The 14,856-nt window shown below is 38.9% G+C and carries 11 protein-coding genes; all 11 read left to right on the top strand.

Annotated features, from left to right (window positions below; all coding sequences use genetic code 11):
* The first annotated feature begins 516 nt into the window (after window positions 1-516).
* Complete coding sequence (locus AC6I5A_RS05065; protein ID WP_034612523.1) at window positions 517-2,961, top strand: DEAD/DEAH box helicase family protein; 2,445 nt, start codon at window positions 517-519, stop codon at window positions 2,959-2,961.
* A 165-nt stretch (window positions 2,962-3,126) separates the two neighbouring features.
* Window positions 3,127-3,297, top strand: a complete 171-nt coding sequence (locus tag AC6I5A_RS05060) for a FibroRumin family radical SAM-modified Cys-rich RiPP (protein ID WP_497900510.1) — start codon at window positions 3,127-3,129, stop codon at window positions 3,295-3,297.
* 13 nt (window positions 3,298-3,310) lie between these two features.
* Entirely contained in the window at window positions 3,311-3,475 is a 165-nt protein-coding gene (locus tag AC6I5A_RS05055) for a FibroRumin family radical SAM-modified Cys-rich RiPP (RefSeq protein ID WP_497900509.1), read from the top strand.
* A gap of 67 nt (window positions 3,476-3,542) precedes the next feature.
* A complete protein-coding gene (locus tag AC6I5A_RS05050; RefSeq protein WP_034612518.1) occupies window positions 3,543-4,946 on the top strand; it encodes a FibroRumin system radical SAM peptide maturase in 1,404 nt (467 codons plus the stop codon).
* A gap of 319 nt (window positions 4,947-5,265) precedes the next feature.
* Complete coding sequence (locus AC6I5A_RS05045; protein WP_034612516.1) at window positions 5,266-6,672, top strand: Wadjet anti-phage system protein JetA family protein; 1,407 nt, start codon at window positions 5,266-5,268, stop codon at window positions 6,670-6,672.
* Window positions 6,662-7,303, top strand: coding sequence for a DUF4194 domain-containing protein (locus AC6I5A_RS05040; RefSeq protein ID WP_052167909.1), 642 nt, complete (start codon window positions 6,662-6,664; stop codon window positions 7,301-7,303). Before AC6I5A_RS05045 ends, AC6I5A_RS05040 begins: the two co-directional genes overlap by 11 nt.
* The gene (locus AC6I5A_RS05035) at window positions 7,300-10,695 is read left to right on the top strand and encodes an ATP-binding protein (RefSeq protein WP_034612513.1); all 3,396 of its coding nucleotides are present in this window, start codon (window positions 7,300-7,302) and stop codon (window positions 10,693-10,695) included. Before AC6I5A_RS05040 ends, AC6I5A_RS05035 begins: the two co-directional genes overlap by 4 nt.
* 139 nt (window positions 10,696-10,834) lie before the next feature.
* Window positions 10,835-11,932: a Wadjet anti-phage system protein JetD domain-containing protein gene (locus AC6I5A_RS05030; RefSeq protein WP_497900519.1), complete on the top strand. Its 1,098-nt coding sequence runs from the start codon at window positions 10,835-10,837 to the stop codon at window positions 11,930-11,932.
* Between the two features lie 790 nt (window positions 11,933-12,722).
* The gene (locus AC6I5A_RS05025) at window positions 12,723-13,364 is read left to right on the top strand and encodes a DUF488 family protein (protein WP_052167908.1); all 642 of its coding nucleotides are present in this window, start codon (window positions 12,723-12,725) and stop codon (window positions 13,362-13,364) included.
* A gap of 229 nt (window positions 13,365-13,593) precedes the next feature.
* Entirely contained in the window at window positions 13,594-14,298 is a 705-nt protein-coding gene (locus tag AC6I5A_RS05020; protein ID WP_034612506.1) for a GTPase, read from the top strand.
* Between the two features lie 32 nt (window positions 14,299-14,330).
* On the top strand, window positions 14,331-14,856 hold a 526-nt coding region (locus tag AC6I5A_RS05015), incomplete at its 3' end, for a hypothetical protein (protein WP_497900508.1).

Genomic DNA, 14,856 nt, shown 5'->3' with positions numbered 1-14,856 from the left:
TTATTTGATGGCATTTTTATAGAAAGCATATAGAATTATTTATTAGGCACCTGAGCTAGTTTGTTTAGGTTGATCTCACGCCCAAACCGCTTATGACGCTTAATCTGCAACTCATAGCGGATCCTACTCTGAGAAATATTTGTAGTGTTACTCCATTGGTCCGTGACCTTTGTGTCCAAAAGTAATTTCCGTAGTACTGGGGGAAAGCCTTGACCAGATTTGTTGCAATCCATAAAATCGTTGCTGTTCAAACTATTATTAACTGTTATCAAATTGGTATGAGGCTCCTTTCATTTTATTTTTGTTCAAACATTTTTATACAAGATGAAACCATTTGCTCCTAAAATGATAATTTTACGAATTCTGTTCAAATATTTTTACAACGCCACAGGTGTTGTGGCTGTGTAATATAGTATGCTTTTGTTAGAAAATGCTTGGGATAATCATAGCTATCGGTTTAAATTACATTTAACAATAGTAATAGGTTGATGCAATCTTATTGGAGAAAGGTGTTATATGGTCAACAAGAAACCCGAACTTTTCCCCCACCAAAAAGAAGCTTTAAATAAGATGAATAGTTTTTATAAAAATATGGATAATCCATATGCCGGATTGGTTGTTATTCCGACTGGTGGAGGTAAAACTTTTACTGCTGTTCGATGGATTCATGATCAAATGGATAAACGAACAGTCAAAGTAGTATGGTTGGCACAATCGTTTGAATTGCTTAATCAAGCCTATGCATCTTTTATATCGGACGAGAGAAATAGTAAAGAACAGTCAAATATAAGAATTGTTTCCAGTAACAGTCAACATAGTAGTATTGATAAGATTACAAATGCTGATGACATAGTGATTATTACCACTCAAACTGCAATCCTTTCAATGAAACAAGAAGATAATAATTTAATCCGGTTCGTAAATGATAATTCGGATGCGGGGATGATTGTGATTCTTGATGAAGCTCATCATGCTCCAGCATATGGATGCAGGAAACTACTATTAAAACTCAAACAGGATGTTCAAAATCTATGGCTGCTAGGATTAACTGCGACACCTACGTATACCAATGTCGGCAGGCGAGGATGGCTATGGACAATATTTGACGGTGGTGTAATATACGAGGTTGAAAAGCAATTATTACAACAACAACATATTTTGGCACGAGAAAACATCATCAAGAAAAAGACTCCAATGAAGATTGAAGTAAGCGATGTGGTTTTTGATCAGCTAATGCGGCAGCACAGAGATATTCCGGAAAATATCATTGAACAAATTGCAAGTAATACGGAGAGAAATAATTTTATTATCAATGATTACTTGAATCACAAAGCACTCTATGGAAAAACTATCATGTTTCTAGACAGATGGTTCCAATGTCTATATGTAAAAGAAAGACTAATCGAAAATGGGATTATTACCGATGCTATTTTCTATCAAAACAATACCGATCTTGAGGTGCTTTCAGGGGAGAAACAATCCAACAAACAAATTATGGATGGGTTTCGGAGTAATAAATTAAATGTTCTATTGAATGTCAAAATGTTAACAGAAGGTGCAGATGTTCCAGACGTGAAAACTGTGTTTATTACTCGCGATACGACCAGTCACATCCTTTTGCAACAGATGATAGGACGAGCACTAAGAGGAGAACGAGCTGGTGGCAAAAAGGTTGTTGCAAACATTGTCCTGTTTGGTGATAACTGGGATAAAACAATTGCATGGGCAGAACCTGAACGGCAAGGCGAGATTGATGATTCAAGAATAAAACAAATAGCCATGCCTTCAGAAAAGATTTCCATCAATTTGATGGAGCGACTAGTGCAAAGTATGACCTTTAACTTGGTACATGTGCCAGACTTTTTAGACTTAATCCCCATCGGGTGGTATCAAGTTGAATATGTTTCTTATTGCGGCGGAGAGGAATCTGTAGAGGTAATAAAAGATGTAGTATTAGTATATCAGCAAACAAAGGAACTTCTTGAAAATTTTATCTCGAGAAGCATTGGTAATTTGTCTGAAAAATGGGCTTTGGAAGAGATAGATACACATTTTATTAATAAAGAAGCGGGTAACATAATTTCTGATTACTTTAAGGGTTTGGACTCTGCATTTATAAAAGAATTGCGAAATGGAATTCCTTCATTATGTAGACATATTGCCCAAAGTAACTCTGAACCTCGCTTTTTAGCATTTACTAACCGAAACGATTTTGATTTAGAAAAAATTGCAAATCAACTTATTGAGCTAACTCCATTAGCACAATACAGTTTTTTAAACAATGAGTACAATAAACCAGGAAGCATTTGGCCACATCTGTACATGCAATTTTATCACTTCAAATCAGCATCAGATATGTATATTAATAAAATTCTCTTTAAATTGTCAAACGGAAATGAATATGGTATACCATCTATGGATCGCGAACAAGTGCTCCAGGCAGCTAATTCAAAAGAACAAATCAAAGCTGTAAAAATTAGAGATAACAACACATGTTTATGCTGCGGCCTCACAAGTAAGGAAACCAAGTTAGAGGTGACTGAAATTTTGCCAGCCCATCTTGTGGGGCAATCAACAATAAATAATTTGCTTACACTCTGTACCAGATGCAACAGATTAAAAACGGACCGAATTATCAACTTTTATAATCAAAGAACTGCCTTGGCTTATCCAAAGCAATTTAATGGAATAGTATTTGACAAACGGCACAAAAAAAATATCCCACGAATTAAAGCTGCAATTCAAGGTTCAGTCAATATTTTTTTTGAATGTGGGGCTGTATATGATATTTTCTTAAGTCGTCGAAAAAACTCTCCTCACTATAGCAAATGGACAATTATTTTATATAGTGGGAATAGTATCGATTGGATGAATAATGTTAATTCTGAGTTACTTCATTACATCCGAGTCATCTTGATGCAAGACCATATTAATGATATTTTATACAAAAAAATAAAATAAATTTACCATTTAAATACTACAGATAAAAATCTGTACATTTTTATCTGATTCCTGTTAATATATCTGTTTTTCTTCAATTATCCTTGATTTCCAATTGTTGCTTTCTGGTTGAAATTGTGTACAATAGTACTAATATTGGAGTAATATGGGGAAGGAGGATTGTTTATGAAGAAAGCATTTACTGTTCCGACTTCAAATAACTATAATGCTATGTTTGGGAATTTGATTAGCGAAGATGGTGTGATGGCTGCAACTTGTATTGCGCAATGCACTGGTTGCGTATGTTCTTGCAGATGCTCTTGTAAAGCCATAGATGAATTAGGATTTGAGTGGTAAGGAGGATTGTTATATGATATTTATTGTACCGACAGAAGAGGATTCTGTAAAAGTATTTGCGAATATAAATACTGATGCTAATTATGGAATGGCTAAATGTGCTTGTGTAGCTTGCAATAGTTGCACATGTGCTTGTTCTTGTAGAGCAGTTAGTGAGTTCCCAGATATTTGGGTATAAGGCAAATATTCATTGGGAGAGATTATGATGTCTCTCCTTTTTGTTTTGTTGGATGAGGAGGATCAGTATGGAGGGAAAACTTTACTTTTCTAAGTATACTAAAGTATTTGAAAAAGGGGGGGTATTTGCATACTATCATTCATTAAGAATGAAGCCGATATACGTTGACGAAAAACTTCATTCTATTATACAAATATTGTCTAAAAACGGAAGCCAGAAAAAGAGTTTTGAAAATTTATTAAACGAGGAAAAGCTGCAAGCACAACAAATCCTTGATGTGCTTATCGAATATAAAATATTCTCTAAAGATATGGATTATGACGAAAAGGTTATTACCGGTTTCCGTAACGGATTACCTAAACCCTATATACAGATTGCTTATTTTGTAATGACTGAACTCTGCAACCTGGCTTGTTCGTACTGCTTTATTGAAAATAAGATGGATGGCTCCATTGTCAGGGAAAAGGTTATGACTAAAGAAAGAGCTAAAAAAGGACTTGATTTCTTCTGCAAACAAATCCAAAAAGACGAATCCATGTTTAAAGAAGAAAAAAATATCATTATATATGGTGGTGAACCCCTTATAAACTTCGGTACGTTAAAACATCTGCTTAACCTGATAGACCAATACAAAGTGTTAGGAAAGTTGCCCGATAAAACTAATGTCTCAATTATTACCAACGGAACTTTACTTACTTCAGAGATAGCCGAAGTATTGAAAAATAATAATATTTCCATTGCGGTTTCTTTAGATGGATCGAATGAGTGCGCCAATAGTTGCAGAAAATTCCAAAGCGGAGATAAAGCTTTTGATGATATTATCAAGGGTATTGAAGCAGCTTCGTCGGTTGGATGCAATTGCGGCCTGTCTATAACATTGACTGAAGAAACAATCAAAGATTTGCCGCAAATCGAAGCAGTGGTAGATAAATATGATATTTCTAGCTTAGGTTTTAATATACTGATGACGGATGAGAACTTTCAGGTATCACCAAAATACAACGAGGAAGCTTCAGAATTTATAATTAAAGCGTTTGAGTTGTTCCGTGAGAAAGGAATCTATGAGGATAGGATGATGCGTAAGGCAAAGTCTTTTTCAAATTCTAAAATTTATTTGTATGATTGCGGTGCATTAGGCGGAAACCAGATTGTTATAGCACCAGATGGGCAAGTTGGTATTTGTCATGGGTATTTATACAATCGTGAGTATTTTCCAACATCCATTGATGATGATACCTTTGACCCTACTACAAACGACGTATACTTAGAGTGGAATAAACGAACACCTATAAACATGGAACAGTGTATTGATTGTGAAGCCCTTGGAATTTGCGGTGGAGGATGTCCGCAAAATGCAAAAAATAACAGTCAAAACAAGTCTATTTGGGATTTGGATGATCGATTCTGTGTTCATGCAAAGAAAACTTTAGAATGGCTAATTTGGGATTTGTATCAAAAGACTATCGCATAAACTTTATTGATGCAATGGGAAACCACCTCGATATAGAATATACGGCTTAGCTTACTGTGGAATATCTTGAGGAAAAATGTTTCTTAGAGCAACATACCAATCAATAACTGGGTGACCGTTGAAGATGTCAGGATGGGAAAAGTCCTCATCAAATGGGAAAACAAGAAGTTTAAAAAGATAAACTAAATAGTAAACAAGCTGAATCAAGTAAAAAAAAATTATAGGGAACTGCCAGACACTGCGGGTACGGATTTAAGGTTTAGAAAAAATAATATGCTCAAATCGTTGGACTAGCCCGGCAAAGAAAAGAGATGATAAGATGGCCGTTTTCGATGTGTTGCCCAGAAACTTTTTCTCGGTTTTGGTGTCAACAAATCGAGAGATATATGTAGAAGCTCTGCTACTTTTGCACCAAATGTTTCAATTTGAACTAAACATCAAGGTAGATGATTATATTTCTGCTCTCATCTCCTTGCAGGAAGATAAAGATTTTATGCCCGAAGAAGATGATGAAATTACCGAAGGAAGTTTGACATTTAGCGGAAAAGCCAGACTAATACTTGGCCGTTTTATCAAAACGGGATGGGTGGAAAAAGAGTTTTTGGATGGCTCTTTTATTGAAATCATTACACCACAACCATACGCAATTCCGGTGATGAAGCTTCTAGGTGAATTGGGCAACGGAGGAACACAAGAATATAACTCTCTTGTTTTTGCGACTTATTCCGCGCTAAAACAAGCTAAATCAGATCATGTGGATCAGATGTACGAGGCTGTGCTCTCTGCAAAAACAAATACCGAACAATTGCAATACCAACTCCGTAGCCTTTATCATGGAATTCGCAGCTACCTAAGGGGGATTGAAAACCAAAGTGGTATCAATGATTTACTTCAGAACCATTTTGAAAGCTACAAGGAAATGTCTGACCGAATTTATCACCCAATCAAAACCATGGATTCTATCCATCGGTATATGGTTCCGATTCAAAATCTCCTGATGGAGGTTCTGGGCAATGCTGCTCTGATGCAAACCATATACGACCGGGCCATGACAGTAAAAAAATATGAACATCCCGAGGAGGCACAGGGGGACATTGTTACGGCAATTAACTATGTGCTGGATGCCTATCAGTTATTGGGTAGCATTATCACAGAAATCGACCGCAAACATAGTAACTACACCAAAAGCTCCATTGAGAAGATTCGGTACCTGATGACAGCCGATCAAACTATTAAGGGAAAGCTGGCGCAGCTTCTGAAAGCCTATGCCTCAAGTGATGCAACGCAGCAGGAATCTATAGGAGCTAGATTGGAGCGGAATATCATTGTTAACCGTCAGGAGTTTTTTGACGGAAAATCCCTCTACCATAAAAGTGTCAGAAGCCGACGAATAGATACTACACCCTTGGAGGTGGATTCCTCAGAGGAGCTGTTTAATGATTTGATGAGCGGCATGATAGAACAGATTAAAAATGGTTATCCGATTTCCAGAGTCTGTGCTTATGTGGACAAATTACTAGCACATGGAAACAGTGAAATTACCAGTGAAAATATTACAATAGATGAAGATTCGGATTTCATTTTACTGTTGTTAGCCGTCTTGCGAGCCAACGATCCAGAGGTAACCTATTCAGTCGAACTTGCCAACGGAACAATGGAAAGAAACGGCTATCGCATTCCGCACATGATGATCCGAAAAAAGGAGGAGTTGCACCATGTGGAGTGAAGAATATGAAAAACTGTCTTCTTATGAAAAGGGCGAGTTTCGGCGTCTGAGCAACTATCTCCTGTCTCATACCTATCTTGTCCGCTATGAGTATCAGAGCAGCCAGCAGATGACAATGCCAAGTAGCGATTATACGATGGTTTCAAGGCTTTTTCCTGTGATGCAGGAGTACTTTTCTGTCTCAGGCTGGAAGCTAGAGAAAGAGGACAACTACGGTGTCATGTCCCTCATCAACATATATGACCATAATCGCCTGCGCGTGGACCGATTTACTACGCTGTTTCTTTATACTTGCCGTCTTATCTACGAGGAGCATAGAGAGGAAGCCGGGCAATTTCATACGGTGCGAACGGATACGCAAACCGTCGTGGAAAAGATGCGAATGTTGGGACTTTTGGAAAAGGGAAAAACCAGCCAGAAAGAGCGCTTAGATGCTCAACGAACCTTGGCACACTATAATGTCTTACAAAAAATGGACAGTACGTGGAGCAACGAGGGAAATCAGCTTCTCATTTTACCTTCTATCCTATCAATGGTGTCCAATCAGGGGATCAACGATATGATGATAGAACTGGAAGAAATGAAAAATAACGGGACACAGAATGATGAGGAAACGGAGGAGTCTGTATGAAAAAACTAACTAGGCTCCTTCTGATACATTGGCATTACTTTACCCATGAAACAGTATCCTTTGAGACACTGAACTTTCTTACTGGTAAAAATGCCTCCGGAAAGTCCACAATTATTGATGCGATGCAGCTTGTGCTTTTTGGAGATACCAGTGGCAGTTATTTTAATAAAGCTGCCAGCGGAAAAGGCAATCGTTCCTTAATGGGCTATCTCAAAGGCGAATTGGGGGATGATGAGGACTTCGGCTTTAAGTATTTGCGAAATGGTAGATTTACCAGCTATATCGCATTGGAGTTTTACGACGAGGAAAAGGACAGGTATTTTACCGGTGGCTGCTGCTTTGATGTGTATTCCGAGAACGATATGCAAAAGCTGTTTTTCTTGTACGATGGCGGATTTCCACAAAGCGAATTTGTGGAAAATAAAATTCCATGGGAGATTCGAAAGCTACGAGAATTTCTGAAAGAGAACTGCCCGAGCCATAAGACTACCGATGTAGGGCGAGAATTTCGGACGGCATTATACGGTAAAATGGGCGGATTGCGTGATCGATTTGGTTCTTTACTGAAAAAAGCGGTTTCTTTTAATCCAAATGTTGATATTCAGGATTTTATATCAGAGTTTGTGTGCGATACACAGCAAACGGTCGATGTCAGTCAAATGCAGGAAAACATTAGAAGCTATAAACGTTTAGAAGAAGAAGCGAATGTCTTACAAATAAAAATTACACAATTAGAACAAACCATGGTAGAGCATACCGCTTTTTTACGTGCAAAGCAGGATGAGCAGCTCTATTCTTTTCTGATTGATCAGGCACAGCAGGACATGAAAATATCCGAACTGGAAAGAGTACAGAAAAATGTGGAGGAACTGCTATCTAAGCTTCGAGATGTGGAATTAAGCATTGCAAGCCAGAGCAGTCGTCTCTCTCAAATGCAGGATGAGCGCAATCAGCTGCACGCAAGACTGATTAACGACGAAGCGGCACAAGCAATTGAGCTGCTGGAATCTGAAATAGTTGCAAAAGAGGCTCAAATCAAAGGCATTTTTGAAGGTTTTGAGAAAGCAATTGCCCGGTTGTCAAAATACATTTCAAGTTGGAATAGATGCGTGAACGGTATGTCAGAGAAGCTAATGTCTCTTGAAACAGGCAACTTGGATGCACTGCTTGATTCACGTATTCTTGATATCTGCGAGGAAAGCGCTCATTTTTTAAAGCAAGCGGAATGCTTGGCAAATATGGATGATCAGTCGATCCTTTCTGTTGGAGAAAACGGGCTACAAGAATTATCATCCCTAGTGCAGATGCTTAGCGCCCATACAATTGAGCTTGGCTCGCGTATCGTAGACGAGCAGAAACGGTTGGCCATCCGGCGAAGCGCTTTGCAACAGGAACAAAATTCTTTGGAAAGTGGAATCTACCAATTCCCTCAGGATGCCATAGATTTGAAAGCAGCGATTGCGTCTCGGCTGCGTACTCTTGCGAAGCACAAGGTAAAGGTTACCATCGTTGCAGAAGCGGCCGAGATTGAAAATGACCGTTGGCGCAATGTAATTGAAGGCTATTTAAATACACAGAAATACTATATTATTGTTCCAGACCTGTATTTCAGGGATGCTTTACGTGTATTTGACGCAATGAAACGTGACCGAAAACTGTATGGTACAGGTCTTGTTGATATCGAGAAACTGCGTCGTAAAAACCCGTCTATTGACCCGGGTAGTCTTGCAGAGGAGATACAAACCAACGATTCGGATGTAAGAATATTTTTGAATTTCACTTTGGGTTGGGTACATAAATGCGAAACGGTAAATGAGTTGCGTCGTTTTAGTACAGCGGTCACCGACGATGGAATGCTGTATCAGAACTATGTTGTGAGGGCTATGAACCCAGAACGCTGGGCAAAACCCGCCATTGGACAAAGCGCAATTCGTAGGCGACTTGAGGTTGTAAAACTTGAGCTTACTATGCTCACCAATCAAATTTCTGCCTGTGCCACAGCAAAAGCTGGTATTGATTTGTGCAGCAAACTATCTATTCCCGGCGAAAGCGATATCCAGCAAGCAGTGGCATACGCAAAAGAGATGCAAACCACTTCTGTTTTAGAACAAGATGTTATGAGATTGCGCACCAGCCTGGCAGCTATTGATAAAAGCTCCATTGATGCGCTCAAAAATCATCTTGCCCAATTGGATATCAGCATTAAGAGTCTTGAGGCAGACTTAAGAACGCAGAATAAAGAGCAGGGTATCTTGGAAGAGCGTTTACGGGTATGTCAAGAGGAAACCATTCCAAAACTGGAATATGAAATTAAGACATCGCTACAGTTCATTGCTCAAAAGTATGATTCCGAATGGGTTGAAAGTACAGGCGGATTACGTTATCAACGTGAGATTTCAACAAGACGAAGTGCGGAAGATATCTACAGAGCATTCCCGCGTGAACTTGCTCGCTCAACAAATGCCAGAAATTCCTCTTGGAGCAATTTGGTTGAATTGCGTCAGGATTACAATCGCAAATACATCATGGGGTACGATACAAAGGCAGAGGCAAATGATGCTTATGATGATGCGTGGTTAGAACTCTCCGAAAATAAGCTGCCGGAGTATATAGCCCGCATTGAGGATACGCGCAAAAAAGCATTCGAGCAATTTCAAGAGGATTTTTTGAGCCGCTTGGAAAACAACATCAGGGATGCAGATACGCAGATCAATGGACTCAACGCGGCAATTAAGGGCAGCTTCTTTGGCGAGGAAAGCTTCCGTTTCAAAGTCATTCCCAGACCAGAATATAAGCGTTATTATAATATGCTTGTCGATCCCATGAAAATGGAGGGCGGCTACAATATTTTTTCAGAGCAGTTTAATCTAAAATATAAGGATGAAATTGCCGAGCTCTTTGCAATCATCACTAATGAGGATGGCGGAGGAAAAGCGCAGGGAAAAAGCGATTATGACAAACGCGTTCAAATGTTCACTGACTTTAGAACCTATCTCACCTTTGATTTGGAATCTGTGAATCGGGATGGAGAATCCCAGCGTCTGTCTAAAACAATGGGCAAAAAATCCGGTGGTGAAACACAGACCCCGTTCTATGTTGCAGTGCTGGCATCCTTCGCTCAGCTATACCGCACAGGACGAGATAAAACGCAAAATACGGCACGTCTTATCATATTTGACGAAGCCTTTTCCAAGATGGACGGAGAGCGGATTATCCGCAGCGTACAGCTGTTGCGTCAGTTCCATTTTCAGGTCATTCTTTCTGCCCCTACCGAAAAAGTCGGTGACATTGGAACCTTGGTAGACAGGAATCTCTGTGTACTAAGAGAAGGAAAACATACCTGCGTCAAGGCGTTTGACCCCAGAAAATCGGAGTGGATTGAAAATGAATGATGAGATGGAGCGAAAACTTATAACGGCACTTCTGAACAAATATGAGCGCAGCAGCTTTTTTCGCGCAGGTACAGTACCAACAAAAAGGATTCTGCTGAAGCTGTATGAGAACGGGAAATGCGAGTTCTCGGATTACAACATTGAAAACAGTGAGCAACGAATCCGCGTCAATGAATGTATACAGGCATTGGCGCACAAAGGATTCGTCCGTTTTGAATGGATGAAGGGCGAAGAAAATCATATCGTGTCAAAAGTCTGGCTGAATATGGAGGACTTGCAAAATGTCTATTGCTTTATACATAGGCAGCCGCAAAGTGATATTCTTTCTAACATTGAAGTCGAGTTAGCGGAGTGTATGGAGTCCATTCGATTGCAATGGATAAAAGACTATTTGCAGGATACCTGCGGGTATATTCGGCAAAAGCGGAAACTCCATGCATTGGTTCCCGAGAATGCGCAGGATCGGAAATCACTGCTACAAGCATTGCGGTACATAGATGCCAGCAAGGATAAAGAGCTACTGAAACGAGTGTTCTCTGTTCGCTGCTTTGGTGATAGTAAGCATTTTGAACGAATTGTCGAGACGCGGTTGCTACGCATTCTGAAGAAGTATTTGGACTGCGATGACCAAACAACAGATGAACAGCTGTTGAATCAAATTGGTATCGTAAAATACCCAGAGCAATTTGAGTTCTGTGGGCTAATTTCTCTTAAATTTCCAGATGGGCAATGTCTGGACTTCTCAAATCTAAGCGGCGGCAGCACTGTTTATGGACAAGACATGGCAACGGCGCAGATTACACTTTCAAAAGGAGTGCGCTGCATTTTATCCATTGAAAATAAAGCAAATTATTTTGATTACATCAGTAAGCATCGCAAGCCTGAAGAACTCATTATCTATCACGGAGGACAATACAGTCCGTCTAAGCAAATATTCCTTCAAGCCGTTGCACACTCATCTGAACAGTTACCGTGGTATCATTGGGGCGATATTGATTACGGAGGGTTCAGCATGCTTGCAAGACTTCGCCGTGAAATTAACTCCAGCATTCAGCCTTACCGAATGAATAAGCAGGAATTAATCACATTTGCGGAGTTAACAACATCCTTCTCGTCTGAGTATTCGCAAAAATTGCATGAATTGACGGCAAGGGCTGAGCTAAAAGACTGTTCGGAGTGCCTTACCTATATGCAAGAGCGCTGTATGCGGTTAGAACAGGAGGCTTTGCTGGAATAATTGTCCAACTGCGTCGCCGAAGATGACAGGATTTGAACCCATATTATATATTGACCTGTTCCCGAGAACGGATAAAAATAGATAAAATCGTGGATATATTCCCTCACACGGAAATATCCTAAAAAACGCCTTTGACGTATTCCCACGAACGGAAAATCAGCCAAATTCATACCCGACATCAATCTGATGCTTTCGTTCCAGCTGGTAAGAAGGAACATATCAAGGTTAACCTTTAATTTTGCCTATACCTTTTAATTATTTCCCTAAGTAACATTACAGAGGTGTGCATTTTAGTTATGCTATCCGCGGCTACCCCATAAGAATTTGATTAACTTATAAAGCAAAAAGGCTTTTGAAGTCATTAATGACCGTCGAAGCCTTATCTATGCGTTTTTGCCATGTGTCGCTCTCGAACAACCTCTGCGGTATTGTATCAAAGACGGAACGAACATAGATCCAGCTTATAGCACAGGCAGTATATTTATTGAATCTCGTAACCGTTTTTAGTGATAATAAATTGACACTGGGTAAACTCTATGGTCAAGAGAAAACTTGTCCACGTCCGCTATCGCCAGAATGAATCTGTTTTTACATGACGCTGATGGTAGATATTTATAGTAGTATATGTTGAAAATAAGTGTTGTGGGGTTTTATTTGGTATTTAAAATAACCTAAAGGCTAAAGTCAAAGGGACACGAATAAATAATTTGCCTGAGATCGTTAGAGAACATCGTAAATGACCATAATATGGTACAATGGCTTAAAGAACACATCGAATTGAGGAATGAAAATGTTTAAGGTCTATTCTATTGGACATTCTGTTTATCCTAACGAATTCTTTTTTAGTCAGTTGCGAAAATACGAGGTTGACTGTGTAATCGATGTTCGCAGTATTCCTTTTTCCAAGTACGCGAGTCAATATAATAAAGATAAAATTCACGAGTACCTAAAACGTCATGGACTGATGTATTTGTTCATGGGGGAAGAATTAGGTGCCAGGCGCTCTGATCTCACGCTGTACAATGCAGAAGGCTACGTTGATTTCGAAAAAGTGAGCAGGAGTGATTTGTTCTTAGTGGGGATTGAAAGAATTATGGTCGGTTTGCAAAAAGGTTATAATATTGCGTTAATGTGTACGGAAAAAGATCCTATTGTATGCCACAGGGCAATTCTTGTGGGCAAGGGTTTACAAGATTGTGGCTGCGCCGTAAGCCATATTAAAGAAGATGGGAATACCGAGACGCAAAGTCAATTAGAAGAAAGGATGCTTAACCATTACTTCCCTAATTGGGGGCAGCAATCGTTATTTGTAGACCAGGAAAATGCTTACTCACACAATGATATCGTAACCAAGTCATATCGGCTGAAAAATGCGGATATCGGTTACCGGTTGGAAAGTGAGTACAGGGAAGTTATCCAAGCATCACTGTAGCAATATTTATCTACTCCTAAAATGAGATCATCTCATTATTTTGTTCAAACTATTTTAAACAATAATAAACTTGAGGTAAAGCTTCCTTCCCTTTGTTCAAACATTTATATACAAAATGATGCTATTTGCGCCAACAATGATAATAGAATAGGCAAAGTCTGTACAAACTTTTTTACACAGCCACACCTTTTGTAGTTGTGTAAAAAAGCTTGGATAATATTAATAAAGTTTGTACATTTGTAAAAAAGTTTGTACAGATGTTCTGCAAAATGATAAGTCTTGTATAGATCAGTTAAATAAATATAAAAGATCACTTTCACTTGAAACTGGCCTGTCAGCTGAAATTGCAAATATTGTAAAACTATTTATAGAAGCTCTGAATGAAAATGTATTTAAACAGAGGCAACTGGCAGAAATGTCGCTTGCGCAAAAAGAACGTACGATTACAGACTTTACGATTTCACTTATTGGAAGAACGAAAGCTGGCAAAAGTACATTGCATGCAATTCTAACCAATCAGGGTTACGACAAGATTGGTATGGGAAAGCAGAGAACGACGAAATATAACAGGGTTTATCAATGGAACCTTCTTCGTTTGATTGACACTCCCGGTATTGGATCAGCAGAAGCAGCAGGAAGAACCGATGATGAAATTGCAGAGAGTGTACTTGGAGAATCTGATGTAATTTGTTTTGTGGTGGTAGATGACAGTATCCTGAAGGATATACTTGAATTCATCGAAAAGGTAGCAGCTTTAAATAAACCGGTTATAATTTTACTGAATCATAAAGAAAATATTATGAGTGATGTTAAGTTCAAGCGTTTTGTAGAGAAACCGTCAGATTGGCTCGCTATTAAAGGAGAATCTAACCTTCAGGGCCACATTAACAGAATCCAGAAATATGCGGATGATCATGGATTTGGAACCCAATAAAAGTTTTTCCAGTCTTCTTATTAGCTGCACAAATGGCTGGTGAGGAAAAGTATAAAGAAAATAGAAAACTATTGTGGGAAAACTCAAATATAGATTCTTTTATTGACCAGTTGAAAATATGGATATTTTCTGCCGGAAGAATAAAAAGGGCACAGACTATTCTTGATGAAGCAATACATATCTTTGATAAGTCAAAGGAACAGATTTCACTGGCGCAAAAACCGGTTGAGGAGCAAATTAATAAACTTACAGAACAAAGGGCGAATAAGATTGACGCATTGAGACAAGCTCAGGAGGCGACAATAAGTAATGTAAGAGCTGCTTTGCAAGAAAAATTTTATAACTTGGCTAACAATGAAGCACTGGTATTTGCAGAAAATGTTTATGGCCAAAAAGGAGACATATCAGAATTGTGGACTTCTTATCTAGAAAAGATAAGCTTTGAAGATGATGTGAAAACTGCTATTGAAGTTGAACTGAATTCATTCGTAAAAAAAGCAGATAACACAATCAGCGATCTTTTTGAAGACTTTTACTATTCCTCGTATAATCAATTTA

Source organism: Desulfosporosinus sp. Tol-M2, from assembly GCF_059735615.1.
This window is presented reverse-complemented; position numbering and strand designations above follow the sequence as displayed.